This is a genomic window from Nocardia sp. CNS-044, assembly GCF_059570515.1.
In genome coordinates, this window is sequence record NZ_JCANSX010000005.1 from 748,397 (window position 1) to 772,002 (window position 23,606).

A 23,606-nucleotide genomic window follows, 5' to 3' on the forward strand; every position below is an offset into this window, starting at 1 on the left:
CGCGAAAAGGCTGCTCTCAGGCGCGGAGGCGTTCGCGGCGTAGTTGGTCGACCTCGGGGAGGTGCAGTGGTTCGAGGGTGTCGACGCCGAGGGCTCGGGTGAGGAGGAGGTCGGCGAGTTCGGGGTTGCGGGCGAGGGCCGGGCCGTGCATGTAGGTGCCGATGACCGAGCCCTGGACGACGCCCTCGAGTCCGTCGCCGACGCCGTTGCCGACGCCGCGGGTGACGCGCGCGAGGCCGGTCGCTTCGAGGCCGAGTTTCGTTCCACCGCGGTGGTTCTCGAAGCCGGTGAGCGGGGCGGTGAGGCCGTCGAGCATGGGACTGGTGGTCACTTCGCCGATGGCGCGCTTGGCCTGGGGCGAGGTGGTGACGTCGATGAGCCCGACGCCGTCCACGCGCTCGCCCGAGGAGGTCTCGTACCAGTTGCCGAGCACCTGGATCGCCGCGCAGATGGCAAGCACCGGAGCGCCTTTCGCGGCCGCCTCCTGCAGGCCGGGGTAGCGCTGCAGGTGCCGGGTGGCCAGCCGCTGCGCGGAGTCCTCCGCGCCGCCGAGGGTGTAGATGTCCAGCGAGTTCGGAACCGGGTCGGGCAGCGTGACTTCCACGATCTCGGCGTCGTAGCCGCGCATGCGCAGCCGCTGGCGCAGCACGAGCGCGTTGCCGCCGTCGCCGTAGGTGCCCATCACATCGGGCAGTACGAGGCCGATCCGTACCGTCGAGTCACCCATGATTCTCCAAGTCGCGGTTGAGGTCGCGGAAGGCGGTGTAGTTGGCGAGCACCTCGACCTGCCCGGGCGGGCAGGAAGCGATGGCGCGCAAGGGATCCGGGACGGTGGTGTGCTCGACGCCCGCGTACGTGAGGCGGACCGCGAGATCGGTGGCGCGCTCGCCGGAGGCGACGACCTGCACGCCCTCGAAGTGCTCGAAGCGCACGTCCCACAGCCAGGAGAGGTCCTCGCCGTCGGGCACCTGCCCGTTCACCGCGATCACCAGCCCGGCCGCGCTCGGCTCGATCATCGACAGGGCTTCCTGCCAGCCCGCCGGGTTCTTCGCGAGCAGCAGCCGCGCGGCGTGCTCGCCGACCTGCACGGTCCGGTAGCGGCCCGCGATCTCGCGCACGGTACCCGCGGCGACGACGGCCTTGGCCGTTTCGGCGCCCAGCGCGACCGCGGCGGCGACCGCCTGCGCGGCGTTACCCCGGTTGGCCCGGCCGGGCAGCGCCAGCTCGAGCAGGTGGCGTTCGCCGTCGGGGCCGACGAGGTCGTTCCCCTGTAGGTGCCAATCCGGTTGCGGCCGTTGGAAATCCGTACCGGTGCTGCGCCAGTGCTCGCCCTCCCAGACGATCGGCTCGCCGGAGCGCGGACAGCTCGTCGCGTCCATCGCCCAGCCGCCGCCCGCGGCGACCCACACCACGTTCGGGTGGTCGTAGGCGATCGAGGTGACCAGCACGTCGTCGCAGTTGGCGATCACCACGGTGTCGGGGTGACGGGCGAGACCGGCGCGCAGCTTGCGCTCGATCATGTTGATCTCGCCGACCCGGTCCAGCTGGTCGCGGCTGAGGTTCAGCAGCACCACGGCGGCCGGGTTCAGCGAGTCGCTGACGTGCGGCAGATGCAGTTCGTCCACCTCGATGGCGGCCAGCGGCACACCCTGGTGCGTGCTCAGCGCGGCGACGATGCCCGCGTCCATATTGGCGCCGTCGGCCTGCGTGGCGACCTGACCGAGGGTGCTCAGCGCGGCGGTGGTCATCCGCGTCGTCGTCGACTTGCCGTTGGTGCCGGTGACCAGCACCGTCCGCCTGCCACGTCCGAGCTGGTCCATGATCGTCGGGTCGATCTTCAGCGCGATCAGGCCGCCGATCATCGAACCCTTGCCGCGTCCCGCCTTCTGCGAGGCCCACGACGCTGCCGCCGCGGCCCGCAGGGCGATCCGCCCACGCATCGATATCTTCGCCACGCCGAGAGTCTATGTGCGGGGTTCGGGGTGCGCCGCGACAGCGTGGTCGGTGAGGTCGGGGTCACGGCGCGCGCCGGGCAAGTTACGGCTGTCGCACCGAGGTAGGGGTGGTGGCCACACAGTCTGTGCACTCCTCACATAGGCGGTGGCTATGTGACGCGTACACGGGGCGTGTGGGAGCGGCTGCGACGGGAGTCAGTCGCGGTACAGTTTTGCGGCGTAGTTTTCTGGGGAGTAGTAGTGCTCTAGGTCGTCTACCGTTTCCTTGATGTTCGGGTCTACGTCCTTGACCAGGCAGGCGGTGCTGGGGAGGGTGTCGGCGGGCCACTGCTCCGGCTCCCACAGGTGGCTGCGGAGGAACGCCTTGGCGCAGTGGAAGAAGATCTGTTCGACGGCGACCTCGACGGCGAGGATCGGGCGGTGGCCCTTGACCACCATGTCGTCGAAGTAGGCGGCGTCGCTGACCAGGCGGGCGCGGCCGTTGACGCGGAGGGTGTCGCGGCGGCCTGGGATCAGGAAGAGCAGGCCCACGTGCGGGTTGGCGAGGATGTTGAGGTAGCCGTCGGCCCTGCGGTTGCCCGGGCGCTCGGGGATGGCGATGGTGCGATCATCGAGCACTTTCACGAAACCCGCCGGGTCGCCCTTGGGCGAGGCGTCGCAGTTGCCGTCGGCGTCGCAGGTGCTCATCACCAGGAACGGGGAGCTGGCGATCCACTCACGATCGCGCTGGTGCAGTGCGACGCGCTCCTTGGTCGCCGCGCGCGGCATCACCGCACCGAGCAGCGCACGCAGGTCGTCGGGGTCGGTGATCTTCGTGGTCTCGCCCATACTTCGATTGAAGCACCGCGGCGACGGCCCGCGCGATCGAATACCGGGGGTACCTGCACAGACGGTGGGTCTCAATGTGAGTGCCTGGCAACGGAAGACAGGGTCTGCTTGTGCGCCGTCTCCGCACAAGCGCCCCCTTGGGCAGTACACACGCCCCCGCCTTGGCAGGTGTGCTTGTGCGGCGACGGCGCGCAGCGGGCGTGTGTTCTCCCGTTGTCAGGCATTGACCCGGAGAACCACTGCTGGGCAGGTACACCCGCTTCAGTCGAACAGATTCGGCAGACCCGCCGCGTACCGATCGGCGTCCATGCGCCGCAACGGTTCCAGCTCGGTCGCGCGGTACAGCGTGTACATCCGGCAGCGCGGCGCGTCCGAACCCGCGACGTCGAGCAGCGCGTTCACCGCGGCCCGCGCCGACTCGTTGGCGCCCTCCATGGTGGCCAGGTCGACGTTGGTGCGCACGTAATCGCCCGCGAGGAACAGGTTTTCGAGATCGCCGTGCGGTTCGGGGCGGAGCTCCCACGACCCGGCGGTGTTGATCAGCAGCGGGTCGGCGTTGGTGTTGCGGCGCTGTTCGGACTGCCAGACGATCGCGGGATCGAGGAACCAGGAATGCAGGTCGGCGTCGCGCAGTTCCTCGCCACGATCGTTGAGGTGGGCCTGCAACTGCGCCCACACCTCGCGCGCGATCTCCTGGTGCGTGCACTCCTTGGCGGTCTTGCCGTACAGGATGCCCGGGGTGTTCCAGTCGGAGATGTCGACCGAAAGGCAGTCCTGCACAGTGCCGTCACCGAATTCGGCGAGCTTGCGCGTCCACAGCTGGTTCTGGCTGATCGAGGTGAGCGACCACGGCGCGTCGATGTAGGCGGTGTGGCCCCTGGAGATCTCGGCCGGTCTGCGCAGGTAGAACTGGATGCCGGTCATCCAGTCCACGAACAGCCGGTCCATCGCGGCCAGCTCGGGGCGCACCTCGAGCACGTCGGGCGACCACAGCGCGCGGGCCTGTTCGGCGGCCAGCGCCACCACGAAGTAATCGGCCTCGACCGTGCGGCTGCCGTTGCCGTCGACGATGCGAGCGCCGCTGATGCGCCGGTTCCGCACCTCCAAACCGCGCACCTCCGCGCCCAGCGCGAACTCGACGCCGAGCTCACGCAGCCGCGCCGTCCACGGATCGATCCACGCCGCGTTGGTCGGGCCGTTCAGCACCCGGTCCAGCGCACCGTCGTTGCCGACCTCGAACGGGTTGCCGAGGAACTGCTCGCCCATGTTGCCGATGGTGCGCACGCTGGCGAGGTTGTCCTTGGCGGCGACCATGATGCTGGTCAGCGTGCGCGAGATCAGCGCGCGGAATTCGTGCGAACGGTGGTGCGCGCCGACGAAATCGCGCCAGGCCATGTGCTCCCACTGGCCGTAGCGGCGGGCGTCGCAACTGGTGTTGAACACGAGCAGCCGGTTGGCGAAGAAAAGTCCTTCCGCGGCGGGCATTTTCAGTGCCGTCGCGATGGCGGCGCCGACGGTCTCGCGGAAGTCCTCCGGCCGCGGATTCGGTCGGGCGCGGAAGCCGAGCGGGATCTGGAAGTCGTCGCCGTCGCGGCGGGACATGCGCGCCTCGGGTATCGCGATCAGGTTGTTCCAGACTCCTTCGGCGTTGCCCGCGAACGGGATTCGCCGCATCGTGTCCGGAATGTGCTGGTAGAAGCCGGGAAAGAAACGGAAGCCGTGTTCACCCGGCAGATCGGGACGTCCGCCGGATCCGCTGCCCGGCACCGGAATGCTGCGCGCCTTGCCGCCGAGCGCCCGCCTCTCGTAGACGGTGACCTGGAATCCGCGTTCGGCAAGTTCGTGCGCCGCGGTGAGTCCCGCGACCCCGCCGCCGAGCACCGCCACCCGTCTGCCGTCGGGGGCGCCCGACGCGCGCCCCGGTCTCAGCGCACCGGCCGTGTGAACCCCCGCCGACGCGACCCCCATTGCCACCGTGCCGCGAATCATCGATCTTCGCGAGACGGCCCACCGCTGTTCTGCCATGCGCGACTCTGCTGCCTAGCCTTCGGTTCCCTACCTTCACCGCCGCACCCACTGTAAAGCGCCTGCTCGGGGCCATCCCACCCACCCCTGCCGCCGCTGGCTCGCGGCCGGTGACGAACCTCGGCCGCGGCGAGTACAGCGCCCCGAGAGTACCGCCGACCTCGCGCGGCGCGAGCTACTTCCCGAAACTCGCAATTCGCAAACTCGCACTACAGGCGGGTCTGCATCGCAGCCGGGATCGCAGACCCGTTCTGGTTCGGCGGCCTTCCCGGCCCACGGAACTCGCACTCGCCGGGCGCTCAGCGTGGGTTCGGTGGCCGGTGCGGGTTCGGCGGGTTTCGCGGCCCTCGCACCGTGCACTCCAGGCGGCTACTCAGCGCAGCGCGGGTTCGGCGGCCGCTGCTGATTCCGCGGTCTTCACAACCCTCGGCCGCCGACCACCGGTGGTCGCGACGAACGCACCCGTGATCACGATCAGGCCGCCGAGCAACTGCCACGCGGTGGGCGTCTCGTCGAGGAAAGCCCAGGCCGCGGCGATGCCGACGACCGGGACCAGCAGCGAGAGCGGCGCGACCGCGCCCGCGGGATAGCGGCTCATCAGGAACGTCCAGAGCCCCGAGCCCGCGACCGTGCCCAGCGCGACGATGTAGGCGAGGCCGATCAGCGCGGGCCATCCGGTCGGCGACGCGAGGTCGGCCAGTGCGTGCCAACCGATCGCCGGGCCCTCGGTGAGCGCGGAGAGGGCGAACAGTGGAAGCGGCGGCACCACCGTCATCCACAGGGTCAGGTGCAGTGGGTTGACCGCTCCTGAAGCCGCGGCCAGCCGCGAGCCGATATTGCCGAAGGCCCAGCCGAGCCCGCCCGCCAGGGTGAGCAGCAGCGGCAGCAGCGGCGCGACGTGCACGCGGTCGGCGCCGATCACCACGATCCCGGCCACCGCGACGAACAACCCGCCCAGCTGGACCGGGCGCAGCCGCTCGCCCAGCAGCAGCGCGCCGAGCACCACCGTGAACGGCGCGGAGGATTGCAGCACCAGCGAGGCGAGCCCGGTCGGCATGCCCGCGCGCATCGCGGTGAACAGGAATGCGAATTGCAGCACCCCGAAACCCGTGCCGTACAACAAGAGCCAGCGCAGCGGCACGTTCGGACGTGGCACGAACAGCAGCACCGGCACCGCGAGCACCGCGAAACGCAGGGCCGCGAAGAACAGCGGCGGGAAGTGGTCGAGGCCGACCCGGATGGCGATGAAGTTCAGGCCCCAGAGCAGGACGACGGTGAGGCCGAGCAGGCGGTCGCGGTTGGTCACGCTCACCATGGTCGAGCTCGGAAACCATCAGCACAATCGAATAAATCTGTACTGATATTGTAGTCAAGCTTCACTATCTACGAGAGGACGTGCCGGTGCCGGTCGAGTCGCAGGGACCGCCGATGTCCCTGGATCGGCTGCGGGTGCTGCGCGAATTCGCCGACCGGGGAACCATTTCCGCGGTGGCCGACGCGCTGTCCATGACGCCGTCGGCGGTCTCCCAGCAACTCAAGACGCTGGCCAAGGAGGCCGGTGTCGCATTGCTCGAACCCGACGGCCGTCGCATCCGGCTCACCGACGCGGGGCAGGCGCTGGTCGTTCGCGCCGACGAGGTGCTCGCCGCCATGGATCGGGCGGTCGCGGAGATGGCGCACTATCGCGGCTCGCCGCGCGGGCAGGTGCGGGTGGCGCTGTTCCCGTCGGGCGCGGCGCTGCTGCTGCCGCTGGTGCTGCCAGCGCTGGCGGGCAGCGATGTCGATGTGGTCGCCCGCGACGAAGACGTGCCGCCCAGCGGTGTGCCGCGCCTGCTCGCCGACTACGACATCGTCCTCACCCACCGCGACGAGCGCTCCGGCTCGGTGGCCGGACCGCGCATCACCTCGCGGTTCCTCATGCGCGAACCCATCGACGTGGTCGTCGCCCCCACGCACCGGCTGGCCGGGCAGCGCTCGGTCGCCCCCGCCGAACTCGCCGAGGAGACCTGGCTCAGCGTGCGCGGCGGCTTCCCGGTCGACGACGTGCTCGAATCGATCGCCACCGTGACCGGAGTGCAGCCGCGAATAGCGCAGCGGCTCAATGATTTCCGCGTCATCGAGACGCTCGTCGCGTCCGGCTACGGCGTCGCGCTGATGCCGCGCTTCGCCGTCGCCCACCCCGACCTCGCGGTGCTACGACTCTCCGGCGTACGCGCCGCCCGCAACTACGACCTGGTCACCCGCGCGCACGCGGAGAAGCGGCCCGCGATCGCCACGGTGCTGGCGGCCTTTCGCGTCGCGGCGGAGCAAGTCACTGCGGAGTAGAGGCCGCGAAGTCGCCGCTCTGCCCGCATGGTCCGCACCGGAGTAGCGGTCGGCGATCGCCACCGGCGGCTTCTGGTCTGTGGCCGACCGGGTCGAAGTAGCGGCTACGGACGCCAGGCGCTGCGGGGTTCGATCTGCGGTCGCCCAGGGTGCTGGCAGCGTTCCGGGCCGCGGCGAAGCAGGTCACCGAGGAGTGCCGCGGCGGAGCAGGTCACCGCGGAGTGCCGCGGCGGAGCAGGCCACCGGGGAGTAGCCGGTCCGCGCGTAGGGTCGCGTGCTCTCGCCGCCGTGCTTGTGGCCGCGCTGGGTACATCGCAGCGGGAAGTCGCCGGAAACGAACGCGGCCCGGCAGTTCGACTGCCGGGCCGCGACTTTCGACTACCGCAGCTCGTCCTCGGGATCCGCGGTCGGCGCCTTCGATCAGACGCCGACGCGCGCCGAGCTTCCGAAGCAGCGCCGCGCAGTGCGTCTAACGCAGACCCATCGGCCCAGGGTGGTGGTACTGCTGGGCGCCGATGTAGCCGAAATCGTCGGCGACCATCGCGGCCAGTTCCAGCAGTGCCCGCCGGGTCGGCTTGCTGACGAGCTCCAGGTCGATTTCGGCGCCCTCGGCGAGGTGATCGTCGAAGGGCACCACCTGCACCGCGCGGGTGCGGTCCAGGAACAGCTTGCGCAGCTGGTCCAGGTCGACGGTGGAGGCGCCGCGCCGCGAGGCGTTGACCACCACCACGGTGCGCTCGACGAGCTTTCCGTAGCCGTGATGGTCGAGCCAGTCCAGCGTGGCCGAGGCGCTGCGCGCGCCGTCGATCGCGGGCGAGGTGACCAGCACCAGCGAGCTGGCCATGTCGAGCACGCCGGACATCGCCGAGTGCATCAGGCCGGTACCGCAGTCGGTGAGGATGATGTTGTAGAACGACTGCAGGATGCCGATGGCCTTGCGGTAATCGGCCTCGCTGAACGCCTCGGAAACGGCCGGATCCTGTTCGGAGGCAAGCACTTCCAGGCGGCTCGGGGCCTGCGAGGTGTGCGCGCGGACATCCGAGTACCTGGAGATCTGCTGATCCTCCAGCAGGTTTCGCACGGTGGAGCGGGTCTGCCGCGGGACCCGGTGCGCCAGCGTGCCGAGGTCCGGGTTGGCGTCGATCGCGATGACCCGGTCGCCGCGCAGCGAGGAGAAGGTGGAGCCGAGGCCGACCGTCGTCGTCGTCTTGCCGACGCCGCCCTTGAGCGAGAGGATCGCGATCCGGTAGTCACCGCGCACCGGCTGGTTCACCCGGTCGACGAGATCGCGGTAGACGACGTCGGCCGCGGATTCGCCCGGGTTGATCATGCCGCCGGAAGCCTTGTGGACGGCGCGGCGCCACCCGCTGCGCGGCGCCCGGCGGGCCCGCTTCAGCAGGTTGAGGTCGTTGACCGAGTGGCCGGGTTGACCGGGCTGCGGCACGTGCTGCGGCTGGAACGGCTGGTGCTGCGGCTGCGGTGGCGGTCCGCCCTGCCACTGCTGGCCGGGACCGGTGAGCCCGGGCGGCGTCTGCCCGGGACCCGTGAGCCCGGGCGGCGTCTGGCCAGGACCGGTGAGTCCGAGCGGCGGCTGGCCGATCGGCGCGGGCGGCTCCTGGTACATCGGCTGCGGCGGAGCCATCGGCTGGACCGGCGGAGGCGGCGGCGCCCAGCTGTAGATCGGGCCGCTCTGTTGATCCTGTGCCGCACCGGCTTCCGGCCCGCTCTCCTGCGGAACTCGACGGACCAGACCGTCCGGTCCGATCTCCTGGCGGTACTCGCCGTAGGGCGCGCCCTGCTGCTCGGGACCGGGCGGCGGCGGAAGCTGTTCGGGGCCCGGCTGATACGGCCCGCCCTGGTAGGGACCGGGCTGCTGCATGAACTGGCCCGTGCTGTACGGACCGTACGGCTCCGCGGCTCCGTTCGGCGCGAAACCCTCGGCGGGACCGTAGCCGGGCGGGGCGACGGGCTGCGGATACACGCCGGTCGGATCGCCGGGACCCATCGCGGGCGGATAACCGATCGGATCGCTCGGGCCCGCGGCGGGCGGATAACCGGTGAACTGTCCCGGTTCCGGCGCGGCGTCGGCCTGCGCCGGTTCGCGAGCACCCGGTGCGGCCTCTTGGCCTTCGGCGGGTTCGGCCGCTGCTACGGCGTCCTTTTCGGGCGCCTCGGCGGGTGGCTCGTTCGTCTCGTCCTGCGCCGCTTGCGATCCGGAGGGTTCGGCGGTGACCGCGGCCGTATCCACCGAAGGACTCTGCAACCAGGGCGGAGAGGTCGGATTGTGGTCGTTGTTTGTCACAGTTCCCCCATCTGCTCGGGATTCGAGCAGAGAGCTCGGCGCTTGAGTGCAAACCAACGCTAGCAGGTGAGCAAACCCGCGCGCAGGCTGTGCCCGGCTGGGCAGCGGCCATAGCCTGGCGCGATGATCTTCGAGCCGCCGATGCTACTGCGCTGTGACGGCAAACCTTTCGCCACGATCGTCCGCTACGGCTACGAGACGCCGTGGGCCACCGGCGAGCTGCACGCGGACAACCTGGACGACTACGAGAGATTCGATAGCGCGGGTGCGCTGGAGCGATGGTCGCGCGAGCACGCCGAGTTGCTGACGGACGACGAATACGACGCGGGATACGCGCGCGAGCAGGCGCGTCTCGGGCTGTCGGATGCCGATGTGCGGCACTGCGAATCGGCGGTATGGACGATCGTCACCGCGGACGGGACTGAGCACCAGACGTATTCGCTGGATTTCCTGGACGGCTACATCCAGTGGCGCTGGTGACGACGCCGCCGAGCGCGCGTCGATCGAACCGGCGCGTGCGGCGATTCGGCGACCTACAGTCACGCGGCGACGCACTGATGACGTGGCCGGAGCACGAAGACCCCGGCCACGTCGGACGCGTCAGCTTGCGCGGTTGACCGCGGAGACGACCGCGCGCAGCGAAGCAGTGGTGATCGAGGTGGCGATGCCGACGCCCCAGACCACCTTGTCGCCGATGGCGACCTCCACGTAGGCGGCGGCCTGCGCGTCGTCGCCCGCCGACATGGCGTGCTCGGAGTAGTCCAGCACCCGCACGTCGTAGCCTACGGTCGCGATGGCGTCGACGAACGCGGCGAGCGGTCCGTTGCCGTTGCCGCTGACCTCCTGCTCGACGCCGTCCACCTTCACCACGGCGGTGATGGAGTCCACCCCGCCGTCGGTCTCGGACGCGGTGACCTTCTGCCGGATCCGCTCCAGCGGCCGGACCGGCGCCAGGTACTCCTCGTGGAAGACGTCCCACATCTCCTTCGGCGTGACCTCGCCGCCCTCGCCGTCGGTGATCCGCTGGATCGCCTGGGAGAACTCGATCTGCAGGCGCCGCGGCAGCACCAGGCCGTGATCGGTCTTCATGATGTAGGCGACGCCGCCCTTGCCGGACTGCGAGTTGACCCGGATGACCGCCTCGTAGGTGCGGCCGACGTCCTTCGGGTCGATCGGCAGGTAGGGCACCTCCCACACGATGTCGGACACGTCGGCGTCCTGCGCGTCGGCCGCGGCCTTCATCGCGTCCAGGCCCTTGTTGATGGCGTCCTGGTGGCTGCCGGAGAACGCGGTGTAGACCAGGTCGCCGCCGTACGGGTGGCGCTCGTGCACCGGCAGCTGGTTGCAGTACTCCACGGTGCGGCGGATCTCGTCGATGTCGGAGAAGTTGATCTGCGGGTCGACGCCGCGCGAGAACATGTTCATGCCCAGCGTCACCAGGCAGACGTTGCCGGTGCGCTCACCGTTGCCGAACAGGCAGCCCTCGATGCGGTCGGCGCCGGCCTGGTAGCCCAGCTCGGCCGCGGCGACCGCGGTGCCGCGGTCGTTGTGCGGGTGCAGGGACAGCACGATCGAGTCGCGGCGGGCCAGGTTGCGGCTCATCCACTCGATGGAGTCGGCGTAGACGTTGGGCGTCGCCATCTCGACGGTGGCGGGCAGGTTGATGATCAGCGGCTTCTCGGAGGTCGGCGCGATGATCTCGGAGACCGCGTCGCACACCTCGCGCGCGTACTCCAGCTCGGTGCCGGTGTAGGACTCCGGGCTGTACTCGTAGCGCCAGTTGGTGTCGGGGTAGCGCTGCTCGACCTCCAGGCACAGCTTCGCGGCGTCGGTGGCGATCTTCTTGACCGCGTCGCGCTCGGCGCGGAAGACCACGCGCCGCTGCAGGATGGAGGTGGAGTTGTAGAAGTGCACGATGACGCTGCCCGCGCCCGCGCAGGCCTCGAAGGTGCGTTCGATCAGCTCGGGGCGGCACTGCGTCAGCACCTGGATGGTGACGTCGTCCGGGATGGCGCCGTCCTCGATGATCTCGCGGACGAAGTCGAAGTCGGTCTGGCTGGCCGACGGGAAGCCGACCTCGATCTCCTTGTAGCCCATCCGCACCAGCAGGTCGAACATGCGGCGCTTACGCGCGGGGCTCATCGGATCGATCAGTGCTTGGTTGCCGTCGCGCAAATCCACGGCGCACCAGCCGGGGGCGCGGTCGATGATCTTGTCCGGCCAGGTGCGGTCGGGCAGGGTGATCGGCTCGACTTCCTCGGCGAACGGCCGATACCGGAATGTCGGCATCGAGGAGTTCTTCTGCTTGTTCCATCTGGGCTGGTCGGCTGGCGCGGCCTTGCTCGGAGCGGTGATGGTGCGCGAGCCGGAAACGTAGGCGTCAGCAGGGGACATGCGTGTTCTCCATGGTGTGGGGGTTTCCCGATTATGGGGCGACCGGCAGGCGAAACCCCGCGACGGGAGCCGGTCCGATCAGACCCCGTCGCGGCGGCCGAGAAGAAGTGCCCGCTGCATGATTCTCCCGAGTTTAGCGTGTCGCGGCGCGGCGCTGGAAGCCCGGTCCGATTGCGCGTGGTATGCGGGGCTGCCGATAGCGTGCCTGGAAGAACTGAACGCTTGTACGGGCCGCGGGTCCGACGGGACGTCTAAGGAACGTATCGGATGACTTGGCTCGAACTACTCGCCGTCTTCGGGGCGGGCATCGCCGCGGGCGGAATCAACACGATCGTCGGCTCCGGCACCTTGATCACCTTCCCGGTGCTGCTGGCCTTCGGGCTGCCGCCGGTCACCGCGAATGTGTCGAACACCATCGGCCTGGTGCCCGGTTCGATCAGCGGCGTCATCGGCTACCGGCGCGAACTCGCCGGTCAACGTTCCCGGCTGCTCCAGCTCGGCACGGCCTCGCTGCTCGGCGGCATCACCGGCGCGGTGCTGCTGCTGGTGCTGCCCGCCGCGGCGTTCAAGGCGATCGTGCCCGCGCTGATCATCGTGGCGCTGATCCTGGTGGTGGTGCAGCCGCGGCTCGCGGCCTGGGTCAAGCGGCGGCGCGAGAACGACAACGGGACCGTTCCGGAGCACGGCGGGCCGATCCTGCTCGCGGCGGTGTACGGGACCGGTATCTACGGCGGCTACTTCGGCGCGGCCCAAGGCGTGCTGCTGATCGGCCTGCTCGGCATCTTCGTGCACGACGAGCTCCAGCGGCTCAACGGCGTGAAGAACGTGCTGGCGCTCATCGTCAACGCGGTCTCGGCGGTGATCTTCATCGTGGTCGCCGAGGTGGACTGGCAGGCGGTGGCGATGATCGCGATCGGCTCGATCATCGGCGGCCAGCTCGGCGCCCACTACGGCAGGCGGTTGTCGCCCACCATGCTCCGCGCGGTCATCGTGGTGGTGGGCAGCATCGCGGTCGTGCGGCTGCTGACGTCCTGATCCGTGCCGCGAGAGGAGAACCATGGCGCTGGAGATGCGTACGGCGTGCGAGCGCTGCGATGCGGCGCTCGTCGCGGACGGTCCCGCGGTGATCTGTAGCTACGAGTGCACGTTCTGCGCGGCGTGCGGGCGCGCCATGGGCGGCGTGTGCCCGAACTGTTCAGGCGAGCTGGTGGCGCGGCCGCGGCGGACCGCGCGATGAGACGGCAAGGACCGGAAGCGATCTCGGCGATCTCAGGGACGAATTCGTCACAAAGGATGACGACGCGCGCGGTGCCGACGGCACAGGATGGTCACCGTGCGTAGGTGGAAGTTCGTGCTGATCCTGGTCGCGGCGGCGGCGCCGGTGCTGACCGCGTGCACCGCGGTTCAGCAGGCGTCGGCCGTCTCGGAGCTGGTCCGGCAGGCCGACGCGGCGCCGACGCCGCGCCTCGACTGGCGGCCCTGCGCCGACGCCGATCTCAGCGGCTTCGAATGCGCGACCGCCGCGGTACCGCTGAACTACGCCGAGCCCGAGGGCAAGACCATCGAAATCGCGGTGGTCCGGCAGCTCGCCACCGATCCCGAGCGCCGTATAGGCACCCTGTTCACCGCCGTCGGCGGGCCCGGCGGCTCCGGCCTCGACTGGGCGCGGCAGGGCGAGCTGGCCGAGGGTGAGCTCCGCGAGCGCTTCGACGTGATCACTTTCGACCAGCGCGGGATCGGCCGCAGCGCCGCGGTGCGCTGTTTCGACAGCGACGAGCAACAGCGCCGGTTCTGGGACGCCACGCTGCTGCCGCCCGCGAACGCCGAGCAGGAGCGCGCCGCCGAGCAGGCCGCGCGCACGCTCGCGGAGGGGTGCGCGAAGCACAGCGGCGAATTGCTCGGGCACCTCACCACGGTCGACGCGGCCAGGGACATGGACCTGCTGCGGCGCGCGGTCGGCGAGGAGCGACTGACCTACACCGGCGGGTCCTACGCCAGCTATCTCGGGCAGGTGTACGGCGCGTTGTTCGGCAAGCGCGTGCGCGCCCTTCAGCTGTCCTCGATGATCGACCCGAAGGTCTACACCGACGACGTCCGCGCCTCGGTCATCGATACCGCCGCCGGCACCACGGAGATCCACGCGGAGTTCCTGCGGCTGTGCGCCGAGGCGGAAAAGACGAAGTGCGCCTTCGCCGGTGGCCCCGAGCGGTCCGACCTGACCGGTCCCGCCACACCGCCGGAGCGGGCCGAGAAGGCGGGCAGCGCCGCGCCCGAGCGCGTCGAGACCACCACCCTCGAGCCCGCCGACGCCGGGGCGGATCGGTTGCGCGCCAGGGACAACGCCCTGCTCGAGCGGCTGCGCCAAGGCCCGATCACGGTCGGCGCGGGCGAGCACGCGTTGCCGGTGCGCTACAGCGAGGTCGTGCAGGCGCACGCGCTGCTGCTCTACAGCCCGGAGCGCGGCTGGCCCGCCCTCGCCGAACTGCTCATCGAACTGGAACGCGGACCAGCGGGCGATCCGGCGAAGGTGCGCGAGATCCTGGCGGCGGGCGCGCCCGGATACGACTTCCTGGACGCCTTCACCGCGATCACCTGCGCCGACCAGAGCGCGGGTTGGCGGGCCGCCGACTGGCCCGTTCTCGCCCGCGAGACCGCTTCCGCCGAACCACTTTTCGGCCCGTTCTGGCTCGCCATGCACCAGCCGTGCGCGACGTGGCCCGCACCGGAGGACGGCTACCCGCAGCGCCACACCGGCCCGTGGACGCTCGGCTCCGACAAACCCGCGCTGCTGCTGAACAACCGCTTCGACCCGGTGACGCCGCTGACCTTCGCCAAGCGCGCGCAGCAGGAGCTGGTCAACGCCAGGCTGGTGGTGGTGGCCGACGGCTACGGCCACGACCCGGACGGCGACTGCGTGCGGCGACTGCGCGAGCGCTACCTCGTCGACCTGCGATTGCCCGCGCCCGGCGCCACCTGCGCCGCCGATCGGCAGCCGTTCGCGTCCTGACCCACGCTGCCTCCGGTCGGGCCGTGACGTTTCACAGTAGATAGCCCACTCCCGCTCAGGCGCGCTATTCTGCGCTCGGCCATGCGTGATGAGGGAGGTGGCCTGGTGCACAGACGCGCCTTTTTCAAGGCGGCGGGTTTGGCAGCGCTTTTCGGCGCTGTTGGTTCGACGCTCGACTCGCGGCCCGCCGCGGCCGACCCCGTCTGGCACACGATGTTCCAGAACTGGGTGCCGGAAATCTTTGCGCCACTTCCCGATCCGCCCGAGCATTCGCCCGCTATCGTCATCGGCTCCGGTTTCGGCGCCGCCGTTACCGCGCTGCGGCTCGCCGAGGCGGGCGTCGCGAACACCGTGCTGGAGCGTGGATCGCGCTGGCCCAACGACCCGTGGCGGGAGATCTTCACCGGCGACGACCTCCCCGACGGCCGCGGCTTCTGGCACCGCACCGATTTCACCGGCGTCACCAAGGTTCCGATGCATTTCGCCAAGTTCGGCGGCGTGCTCGACTGCACCGAATACGCCGGCATCGATGTGTGGCGGGCGGCGGCGGTCGGCGGCGGCTCGGTGATCTTCTCGGGCGCGATGATCGCGCCGGAGCGCCGCTTCTTCGACGAGGTCTTCCGCGGTTCGGTGGCCTACGACGAGCTCGAGCGCGTCTACTACCCGCGGGTGCGCCAGATGTTGCGGCTGGACCCGATTCCGGCCGACATCTACGCCTCGGCCCCGTTCGCGCACTCCCGCGCCTGGGACGACCAGGTGCGCAAGGCCGGATACCACCCGCTGCCCAACGATTCGATCTTCACCTGGGACATCCTGCGCGGCGAGCTGGCGGGCACCACGCGGCCGTCGGCGACGGTGGCGCGCAGCAATCTCGGCAACTCGAACGGCGCGAAGTTCGACCTCAACCAGAACTACCTGCGCTACGCCCAGCAGACCGGCAAGTCGGCGGTGTTCCCCGGGCACCGCGTCGACGCCATCGGCAAGGAGTCCGGCGGTCGCTACGCGGTGCGCATCAGCAAGCTCGCGCCGACCGGCGAGGTGCTGGGCACCCGGACACTCACCTGCGACCGGCTCTTCCTCGGCGCGGGTTCGATCGGCACCTCCGAACTGCTCGTGCGCGCCAGGGCCACCGGAGCGCTGCCGGATCTCAACGAGCACATCGGCGAGGGCTGGGGCACCAACGGCGACGTGGTGCTCGCGCGCGGCGCCAGCTCGGTGGCCGGATTCGGCCAGGGCGTGCCGAGCGCGAGCCGCATCCTCGACGAGTCGACCGTGCCGGTCACGCTGGAGAACTGGTACATCCCCGGCATCCCGTTCGAGACGGGCGCGCTCGCCTCGCTCGGCATGGTGCTCGACCCGACGCGCAGCCGGTTCGGCTACGACCGGGCCAGCGACTCGGTGGGGCTGTCCTGGTCGACGCGCAATCGCGACGAGGTGGTCGCCGCCGCGCGCGCCGTCGATCGCCGCATCGCCGAACGCGCCGACGCGCTCGTGGAATACGGCGCGCTCGGCTACGACGCGAACGCCCTGTTCACCGCGCACCCGCTGGGCGGCGCGGTGCTCGGCTCGGCCACCGACGGCTACGGCCGGGTGCACGGGCATCCGGGTCTGTACGTGATGGACGGCGCGGCGATGCCGGGCAGCGCGGGCGCGGTGAATCCCTCGCTGACGATCACCGCGTTGGCCGAGCGCAACATCGAGGAGATCATCCGCTCCGGCCGCTGAGGATTCGCCGAGAACCATGTCCGGTCGGCCGTTTTCGGGCGGCGGGCCGATTACGCTCGGCGGGGACGTCGGCGTCGAAGGGATTCTTTCCGTGACAGTCCCCACCACAACATCGGACTTCGCGCAGGCACCGTACGCGAACGAGTACCCGCGTAAACCGCCCGCGCTGTGGACCGATTTCGTGATGCTCGCGCTCGCGGTGATCTCGGTGGGGCTGGTCGTGTGGATCACCTTCTTCACGGTGTCCGACCGCACCTATCGGACGATCGTGATCGTCGACTACGCGATCTGCGCGGTGTTCGCCGTGGAGTTCCTGTGGCGCTGGCGCAGGGCGGGCTGGCCGTGGACGTTCCCGTTCGTCTACTGGTACGAGGTCATCGGCATGATCCCGGTGGCGAACCCGTTGTTCCGCGGATTCCGGCTGCTGCGGCTCGTGGTGATCCTGGTGCGGCTGGCCAGGGTCGCCGACCGGGTCTTCGGCGATCGGGTGACCGCGGCGGTGGTCAACCGGTTCGTCAAGACCATCGTCGACGTCATCCGGCGGCCGATGACCATCGCGGTGCTCGACGAGGTGGCGCATGTGCTGCGCACCGGGCACTACACCCGCAACATCGCCGCCGCGCTGGAGGAGAACCGCGTGGAGATGGACGAGATGATCCTGGAGCTGATCAAAAAGGATCCGCAGGCCGGGAAGGTCCGCTACATCCCGTTCCACGACGACATCATCCGGCTGATCGCCGACACCAGCTTCCGCATCGTGTTCCAGGTCCTCGCCGATCCGCGCACCGACGAGCTGGTCTCGGACATGATCAGGGAGAACGTGGAGCAGATCCGGCAGGCGGTGCGCGACGGCGTGCGCGTCGAGCCGTCCGCCTACGGCCCGACGCGGCACGAGCACACGGTGCGCTACCTGCTGGCCGACGACAAACCGCTGCCGTAGGCGTGCCTCAGTCTTCGTTCCGGCCGTGATCGTTTTGCGTACCTGCGCCTTCGCTCCGGCTCTGCGCGTTTGCGTACCCGCGCCTTCCTTTCGGCCGTGCGGACTATCGGCGGACCGCTCCGGCTGTGTGGCTCACTCGGCGTGCGCCCCGTGCCGGATCTCGTCGCGCGGCCGCGCGTAGCGGATGGTCTCCCAGAGAATCAGCCCGCCGAGCACCACGAACAGGATGGCCAGCGAGGCCAGCGCGGGCAGCGCGCACGCCAGCGGGGTGAGGGCGAGCAGCACGACCGCGGCGACCACTCGCTGCACGGACACCATCCGGGTCGCGTAGTGCTTGAAGCCGACCAGTGCGAGCAGGTAGATCACCACGCCGCCGTACAGCGCGTAGAGCGGGATGCCGTAGAGCGCGTCCGTCAGCGTGTGATGGGACGAGTCGCCGACGTAGTAGAGCACCTTCTTCAGCCCGAGCGAGAGCGCGATGATGCCAACGACCATCGGAAAGTGCCAATACGTATAGCAATTGCGGGCGATCTTGATCTGGCGTTCGCCCTCGGCGCGTTTCAGTTCGTGTTCCACCGAGAGCGCGGCGACGTCGAAGTAGGCCCACCACAGCAGGCCGGAGACCGCGAGCCCGAGCATCGAGGCGAGCGCGATCGGCCAGGAGATCGGCAGTCCGGCCACGCCGATGCCGATCGAGACGATCGATTCGCCGAGCGCGACGATGATGATCAGCCCGTGCCGTTCGGCGAAGTGGGTCGCCGAGTTGAGCCGCCAATCCTCACCGGCGAACATCGTCCACAGCATGTCGCCGACGATCGCCGCGAGCCACAGCCCGATCTGCACCGCGCCGTCGGTCATCGCGGCGATCACCAGCAGGGTGGTGCCGATGGCGATCGAACCGAGCCCCCATCGCACCACCTGCCCGCGCAGTTGCGCGTCCTCGGCGCTGGCCAGCAGGAAGACCCATAGGTGCACCAGTCGAACGAGCAGGTAGGCGATCGCGAAGACGAGCGGGCCGAACCAGCCGCCGTCCAGGTCGTCGAAGGCTTCCGGGATGGTCAGCGCGGCGAGGAACGCACCACCCATCGCGAAGAACATCGCGATCCTGGTGATGCCTTCGTCGGCGCGGACCACATTGCCCACCCACGCGTAGGCGATCCACACCCACCACATGACCGCGAGCACCAGCAGCGCGCGCACGATGTTCTCGGCGCTGGTGTCCCCGGCCGCGAGGGCGGTCACCATGGTGAACGCGAAAACTAGGACGAGGTCGAAGAACAACTCGAGCTGGGTCACCGAGGCGCCTTCGGCCATCGGTTGGAACCGAACCCGTTTGGTACCGATCATGGTGCCCATCGTCGCACCCGCGCCGGTTCGGCGCGGCCCGGAAACAAGGCGCGACCGTGCTTTCGCTCAGGGCGTCATCGGCGCCCGGAATTATGCGCGCTCGCTATATCGCGAATTATGCGCACTCGCTATACGGAATGAAAACTCTCGGCTTCCGGGTAGCTTTCCGCGAATTCGATGAAGTTCTGCACGACTGTTTCATTCCAGCGTTGCACGGTGCGTTTCATCAGCAGGCCGGGCAGCGGGAGACGGGATTGCAACTCGGAGTGGTACCAGACGTTCGTGCCGTCCGCGCCGTCGGAGACCTCGAACCAGCCGCCGCCGCCGATCCCGCGCGAGCTGTCCACGACCTGCCAGGACGCGCGGTTCTCGGTCCATTCGTATTCGAGCACCTGCAAATCGGAGCTGCCGAGCACGTCGGCGGTGACGTAAACGCGGTGCGGCCTGCCGTATTCGTCGCGAGTGGCCACGCGCGCGTCCTGATACATCGACCATTCCGGCAGCATTTCGATCGCCGCCAAAGCGTCGAGAACGTGAGCCGGACTTACCTCGACGGTGAAGCGGATATCGGTTTTCGTGCGCATGCCTGTACCTCCGCCCCCCGGTGGATCAACTCGCCGATTCTGCACAGCGCTCTTCCCATTCGTCAACAACGAGGTCTATGGTGCGCGGTGCTACTGGCGAGTAGATATCAGCGAGGGCCGGAACGACTTTCGGGTCGGCCGTGGCAGCGATGTATTCGGACGCTATTCGCGGTGGTCGGGTCGGCGACCCGCCGGGAATCGGCGGGCCTGTTCGTCCCTTGGGCGGGGCAGCGCGGTTCAGGCGCCTTTACGGGCGATCACTCGGGGTGCTCGATCGTCGCGTCAGGTCCGGGATACACCAGGGATTCGTGTCCGTCCGTGAAACGAACCATGTAGGGCGGACCGCCGTCCGATCCGCGGACCTCGATGATCTCGCCTTGGCGATCACCTTCCCCCACCACGTGTCCGTGCACGTGCAGTCGGTCTCCAACGTTCGCCATCATCGGTCCATTATCGGATGGGCGTGACGCGTGTCACAAGGTTCCGGCGAATTCGCGCGGGTTCAGTCGCGGACGAGTCGTTCGACCGCCGTCTCGATCAGGTGCATGCTCTGTTCCTCGGTGAAGATGTCGGGCAGCGTCATGCGGTCCACGATCAGCCAGTTCAGCGTCAGATAGAGCAGGCGGACGGTGTCGGCATCGCCGGGCTGGCCGGACTCCAGGTGGTTGCGCACATTGAAGTCGAGATCCTCGCGCACCCGTTCGGTGAGCACCGCGCGCAGCTCCGGTCGGCGAGTGGCTTCCAGGCGCAGTTCCAGCATGGCGAGGTAGCCGGTGCGGAACGCCTCGATGCGCGCGACGATGTCTTTCATCAGCTCGGTGATGTTGGCGCGGGTACGCGGCCCCTCGGTCACCTTGGCCATGGTCTCCTCGCTCGGTTGCAGCCGCTCGTAGAAGCGGCTGCCCACCTGGGTCATCAGGTCGTCGCGATTGGCGAAGTAGTTCGACGCCGTGCCCGCCGGGACCGCGGCCCGTTTGTCCACCGCGCGGAAGGTGAGGCCGCGCGCGCCCTCGTCCGCCAGAACCTCGATCGCCGCATCGATGAGCGCCTGTCGCCGCTCCGGGTTCGTCCGCATGTTGACACCACTCCATTCGTAGTACTACAGTTCAAATCACTACAAGCAGAGTACAACATGTCAGGTGGTCCAATGCGAAAGCTTGTCTATTACGTCGCCGTCTCGCTGGACGGATACATCGCGGGCCCCGGCGGGGAGTTCGACTTCTATCCGCTCGCGGACGACATGTCCGCCTGGATCAATGCGCACTACCCGGAGCCGATGCCGACTTCGATCCGAGCGCTCACGGGGATGCCGGTGGATACGCCGAACAAGAACTGGGACACGGTTCTGATGGGGCGCGGCACCTACGAAGCCGGTGGGATCGCCAACCCCTACGCGCACCTGAAGCAGTACGTCATCTCCAGCAGCCTCGGCCCGAGCGGCGACCCGGCCGTCGAAATCGTGGCGGGCGACCCGGTCGCCTTGGTGCGGCAGCTGAAGCAAGCCGATGGCCTCGACATCTGGCTGTGCGGTGGCGGCAATCTCGCGGCCCAGTTGGCCGACGAGATCGACGAACTGATCATCAAGAGCTACCCGGTCGTCGCGGGCAGCGGCATCCCGGCCTTCGCGGGTGCGTTCACCCCGACGCTGTTCACCCCCGCCCGGCGCCTGGAATTCAGCAACAACGCCCAGGTCACCTGGTACAGCCGCGCCTGAAGCGCCCGACCGAACCTTCCCCAGAAAGCAGGATCCCCATGCGAAAGCTCGTCTACTTCGTCGGCATGAGCCTCGACGGTTACATCGCCGGTCCAGACGGCGGCATCGAGTTCTTTCCGATAGCGCCGGACTTCGCCGAATGGCTCGCCGCCGAGTACCCGGAGACCTTGCCGACGCACGCACGTCCGCATTTCGGTCTCCCGGCCGACGCGCCATCCAAGAAGTTCGACACGCTGGTGATGGGCCGCGGCACCTACGAGCCCGCCTTGGCCGTCGGCATCACCAGCCCGTACTCGCATATGCGGCAGTACGTCGTTTCCAGCACGCTCGGCCGGATCGAAGACCCCACGGTCGAGCTGGTCGACGGCGATCCGGCGGGTCTGGTCCGCCGGTTGAAGCAGGAGGACGGCATGGACATCTGGCTGGCCGGTGGCGGCAAGCTCGCGGGCGCGCTCGTCGAGGAGATCGATGAACTCGTCGTCAAGAGCTATCCGGTCACCGCCGGTGCGGGCGTCCGCGCGTTCGACGGGCCGTTCCGGCCGACGCTGTTCGCCCCGACGCGGCGGCAGGAGTTCGGTAACGGCACCCAGGTCACCTGGTTGACCAAGGCGTGACGATCAGGCGGCGGTGAGGAAGGACAGGCGCACCTGGCGGTCGGGATTGTCCACGTTCAGGTCGACCATGGCGATCGACTGCCAGGTGCCGAGCATCAACTTCCCGCCGACGACCGGCACCGTGGCATAGGGCGCGATCATCGCGGGCATGACGTGCGAACGCCCGTGCCCCCGCGAGCCGTGCGCGTGCCGCCACCGGTCGTCGGCGGGCAGCAGATCGCCCAGCGCGGCGAGCAGGTCGTCGTCGCTGCCCGCGCCCAGTTCGATGATGGCGATACCGGCTGTGGCGTGCGGCACGAAGACGTGCAGCAGCCCGTCGCCACCTGCCGTTCCGGCGAACTCGGCGCACTGCGGCGTGATGTCGTGCACCACCTCGTGGCGGCCCGTGGTGACCGCGATCAGTGAGCTCTCCATGGCCCCATCATTCCCGGTTCGCGACGCCGCGCGGATGATCATTCGAGAGTTCCCGCACGTGTGTGCTTTTGCACAGCTCGGGGAGGTAGCCACGAATCCCGTGGACGGCGGCCGGTACTGTTGGTGGCTGTTACCAGCTGATTGTCGATCTTGGAGGACCCAGTCGTGGCTCTCGTTGTTCAGAAGTACGGAGGATCCTCGGTCGCTACCGCCGAGCGTATCCGGCGCGTCGCTGAACGGATCGTCGAGACCAAGAAGCAAGGCCACGACGTGGTGGTCGTCTGCTCGGCGATGGGTGACACGACCGACGAACTCCTCGACCTCGCCCAGCAGGTGGCGCCCGCGCCGCCCGCCCGCGAGATGGACATGCTGCTCACCTCCGGCGAGCGCATCTCCAACGCGCTCGTCGCCATGGCGATCCACTCGCTCGGCGCCGAGGCGCGTTCGTTCACCGGCTCGCAGGCGGGTGTGATCACCACCGGCGCGCACGGCAACGCGAAGATCATCGACGTCACCCCGAGCCGCCTGCGCGAAGCCCTGGACGAGGGCACCATCGTGCTGGTCGCCGGTTTCCAGGGCGTCAGCCAGGACAGCAAGGACGTCACCACGCTCGGTCGCGGCGGCTCCGACACCACCGCGGTCGCGCTGGCCGCGGCGCTGGAAGCCGACGTCTGCGAGATCTACACCGATGTGGACGGCGTCTTCACCGCCGACCCGCGCATCGTCTCCGACGCGCAGAAGCTCGAGCAGGTCTCCTACGAGGAGATGCTGGAGATGGCGGCCTGCGGCTCCAAAGTGCTGATGCTGCGCTGCGTCGAGTACGCGCGCCGCTACAACGTGCCCGTGCATGTGCGCTCGTCCTACACCGACAAGCAGGGCACCTACGTTTACGGATCGATGGAGGACATCCCCTTGGAGAAAGCAATCCTCACTGGCGTCGCGCACGACCGCAGCGAGGCCAAGGTGACCGTGGTCGGTCTGTCGGACGAACCGGGATTCGCCGCCAAGGTGTTCCGTGCCATCGCCGACGCCGAGATCAACATCGACATGGTCCTGCAGAACATCTCCAAGGTGGAGACCGGCAAGACCGACATCACTTTCACGCTGCCCAAGACCGAGGGCGCGCGCGCCGTCGAGATGCTCACCAAGCGCCAGGGCGAGATCGGCTTCTCCCAGGTCCTCTACGACGACCACATCGGCAAGGTGTCGCTGGTCGGCGCGGGCATGAAGAGCCACCCGGGCGTCACCGCCACGTTCTGCGAGGCGCTGGCCGACGCGGGCATCAACATCGACCTGATCTCCACCTCCGAGATCCGGATCTCGGTCCTGGTCAAGGACACCGAGCTGGACGACGCCGTGAAGGTGCTGCACCGCGCCTTCGATCTCGGCGGCGACGAGGTGGCCGTGGTGCACGCCGGAACGGGGCGATAAC

General features: G+C 69.0%; 22 protein-coding genes. 10 read left to right on the forward strand and 12 right to left on the reverse strand.

Annotated elements, in window-relative coordinates; all coding sequences use genetic code 11:
* Positions 1 to 16: 16 nt before the first annotated feature.
* From T333_RS04390 to T333_RS04410, 5 genes are all read right to left on the reverse strand, one after another.
* Positions 17 to 727 (reverse strand): type 1 glutamine amidotransferase, encoded by a 711-nt coding sequence (locus tag T333_RS04390; protein WP_496423725.1) that lies wholly within the window; start codon positions 725 to 727, stop codon positions 17 to 19.
* Positions 720 to 1,940, reverse strand: a complete 1,221-nt coding sequence (locus T333_RS04395) for a Mur ligase family protein (RefSeq protein ID WP_496424138.1) — start codon at positions 1,938 to 1,940, stop codon at positions 720 to 722. The genes T333_RS04390 and T333_RS04395 overlap by 8 nt, the downstream gene beginning before the upstream one ends.
* 210 nt (positions 1,941 to 2,150) lie before the next feature.
* On the reverse strand, positions 2,151 to 2,783 hold the full coding sequence (locus T333_RS04400; protein WP_354998027.1) for a pyridoxamine 5'-phosphate oxidase family protein: 633 nt from the start codon (positions 2,781 to 2,783) through the stop codon (positions 2,151 to 2,153).
* 261 nt (positions 2,784 to 3,044) lie between these two features.
* Complete coding sequence (locus tag T333_RS04405; RefSeq protein ID WP_496423726.1) at positions 3,045 to 4,808, reverse strand: hydroxysqualene dehydroxylase; 1,764 nt, start codon at positions 4,806 to 4,808, stop codon at positions 3,045 to 3,047.
* A 373-nt stretch (positions 4,809 to 5,181) separates the two neighbouring features.
* Entirely contained in the window at positions 5,182 to 6,114 is a 933-nt protein-coding gene (locus tag T333_RS04410; RefSeq protein ID WP_354998025.1) for an EamA family transporter, read from the reverse strand.
* A gap of 122 nt (positions 6,115 to 6,236) precedes the next feature.
* Between T333_RS04410 and T333_RS04415 the strand changes: the two genes are divergently transcribed.
* Positions 6,237 to 7,133, forward strand: a complete 897-nt coding sequence (locus tag T333_RS04415) for a LysR family transcriptional regulator (RefSeq protein WP_354998979.1) — start codon at positions 6,237 to 6,239, stop codon at positions 7,131 to 7,133.
* A 469-nt stretch (positions 7,134 to 7,602) separates the two neighbouring features.
* Here T333_RS04415 and T333_RS04420 read toward each other — a convergent pair whose 3' ends face one another.
* Positions 7,603 to 9,138: a MinD/ParA family ATP-binding protein gene (locus T333_RS04420; protein WP_496424139.1), complete on the reverse strand. Its 1,536-nt coding sequence runs from the start codon at positions 9,136 to 9,138 to the stop codon at positions 7,603 to 7,605.
* Between the two features lie 420 nt (positions 9,139 to 9,558).
* On the opposite strand from T333_RS04420, the gene T333_RS04425 reads away from it, so the two are divergent.
* The gene (locus T333_RS04425; protein WP_496423727.1) at positions 9,559 to 9,915 is read left to right on the forward strand and encodes a hypothetical protein; all 357 of its coding nucleotides are present in this window, start codon (positions 9,559 to 9,561) and stop codon (positions 9,913 to 9,915) included.
* A 120-nt stretch (positions 9,916 to 10,035) separates the two neighbouring features.
* Here the strand turns inward: T333_RS04425 and leuA are convergent, their stop codons facing one another.
* On the reverse strand, positions 10,036 to 11,829 hold the full coding sequence (gene leuA / locus T333_RS04430; protein WP_496423728.1) for a 2-isopropylmalate synthase: 1,794 nt from the start codon (positions 11,827 to 11,829) through the stop codon (positions 10,036 to 10,038).
* 267 nt (positions 11,830 to 12,096) lie between these two features.
* Between leuA and T333_RS04435 the strand changes: the two genes are divergently transcribed.
* The 5 genes from T333_RS04435 (at position 12,097) to T333_RS04455 (ending at position 17,501) form a co-directional block, all read left to right on the forward strand.
* Positions 12,097 to 12,864, forward strand: coding sequence for a sulfite exporter TauE/SafE family protein (locus T333_RS04435; protein WP_354998022.1), 768 nt, complete (start codon positions 12,097 to 12,099; stop codon positions 12,862 to 12,864).
* Positions 12,865 to 12,886: 22 nt separating this feature from the next.
* Positions 12,887 to 13,066 carry a DUF1272 domain-containing protein gene (locus tag T333_RS04440; protein WP_357255756.1) on the forward strand — a complete coding sequence of 60 codons (180 nt, stop codon included), beginning with the start codon at positions 12,887 to 12,889 and terminating at the stop codon, positions 13,064 to 13,066.
* Positions 13,067 to 13,153: 87 nt separating this feature from the next.
* On the forward strand, positions 13,154 to 14,836 hold the full coding sequence (locus T333_RS04445) for an alpha/beta hydrolase (RefSeq protein ID WP_496423729.1): 1,683 nt from the start codon (positions 13,154 to 13,156) through the stop codon (positions 14,834 to 14,836).
* Between the two features lie 138 nt (positions 14,837 to 14,974).
* Entirely contained in the window at positions 14,975 to 16,561 is a 1,587-nt protein-coding gene (locus T333_RS04450) for a GMC oxidoreductase (RefSeq protein ID WP_496423730.1), read from the forward strand.
* A 91-nt stretch (positions 16,562 to 16,652) separates the two neighbouring features.
* Positions 16,653 to 17,501, forward strand: a complete 849-nt coding sequence (locus T333_RS04455; RefSeq protein ID WP_496423731.1) for an ion transporter — start codon at positions 16,653 to 16,655, stop codon at positions 17,499 to 17,501.
* Between the two features lie 132 nt (positions 17,502 to 17,633).
* Here the strand turns inward: T333_RS04455 and T333_RS04460 are convergent, their stop codons facing one another.
* The 4 genes from T333_RS04460 to T333_RS04475 all read right to left on the reverse strand — a co-directional run bounded on the left by T333_RS04460 (position 17,634) and on the right by T333_RS04475 (position 20,507).
* Positions 17,634 to 18,848: a low temperature requirement protein A gene (locus T333_RS04460; RefSeq protein WP_357255750.1), complete on the reverse strand. Its 1,215-nt coding sequence runs from the start codon at positions 18,846 to 18,848 to the stop codon at positions 17,634 to 17,636.
* Positions 18,849 to 18,976: 128 nt separating this feature from the next.
* Positions 18,977 to 19,432: an SRPBCC family protein gene (locus T333_RS04465; protein ID WP_354998016.1), complete on the reverse strand. Its 456-nt coding sequence runs from the start codon at positions 19,430 to 19,432 to the stop codon at positions 18,977 to 18,979.
* 257 nt (positions 19,433 to 19,689) lie between these two features.
* A complete protein-coding gene (locus T333_RS04470) occupies positions 19,690 to 19,875 on the reverse strand; it encodes a DUF1918 domain-containing protein (protein WP_354998015.1) in 186 nt (61 codons plus the stop codon).
* Positions 19,876 to 19,934: 59 nt separating this feature from the next.
* Complete coding sequence (locus T333_RS04475; protein WP_354998014.1) at positions 19,935 to 20,507, reverse strand: TetR/AcrR family transcriptional regulator; 573 nt, start codon at positions 20,505 to 20,507, stop codon at positions 19,935 to 19,937.
* 72 nt (positions 20,508 to 20,579) lie between these two features.
* Here T333_RS04475 and T333_RS04480 point away from each other — a divergent pair, with 72 nt between their 5' ends.
* Together T333_RS04480 and T333_RS04485 are read left to right on the forward strand one after the other, a co-directional pair.
* The gene (locus tag T333_RS04480; protein ID WP_496423732.1) at positions 20,580 to 21,146 is read left to right on the forward strand and encodes a dihydrofolate reductase family protein; all 567 of its coding nucleotides are present in this window, start codon (positions 20,580 to 20,582) and stop codon (positions 21,144 to 21,146) included.
* Positions 21,147 to 21,184: 38 nt separating this feature from the next.
* The gene (locus T333_RS04485; protein WP_354998012.1) at positions 21,185 to 21,760 is read left to right on the forward strand and encodes a dihydrofolate reductase family protein; all 576 of its coding nucleotides are present in this window, start codon (positions 21,185 to 21,187) and stop codon (positions 21,758 to 21,760) included.
* Between the two features lie 3 nt (positions 21,761 to 21,763).
* Here the strand turns inward: T333_RS04485 and T333_RS04490 are convergent, their stop codons facing one another.
* Positions 21,764 to 22,174, reverse strand: coding sequence for a YjbQ family protein (locus T333_RS04490; protein WP_357255745.1), 411 nt, complete (start codon positions 22,172 to 22,174; stop codon positions 21,764 to 21,766).
* 165 nt (positions 22,175 to 22,339) lie between these two features.
* Here T333_RS04490 and T333_RS04495 point away from each other — a divergent pair, with 165 nt between their 5' ends.
* Entirely contained in the window at positions 22,340 to 23,605 is a 1,266-nt protein-coding gene (locus tag T333_RS04495) for an aspartate kinase (protein ID WP_354998010.1), read from the forward strand.
* Position 23,606: the final 1 nt, after the last annotated feature.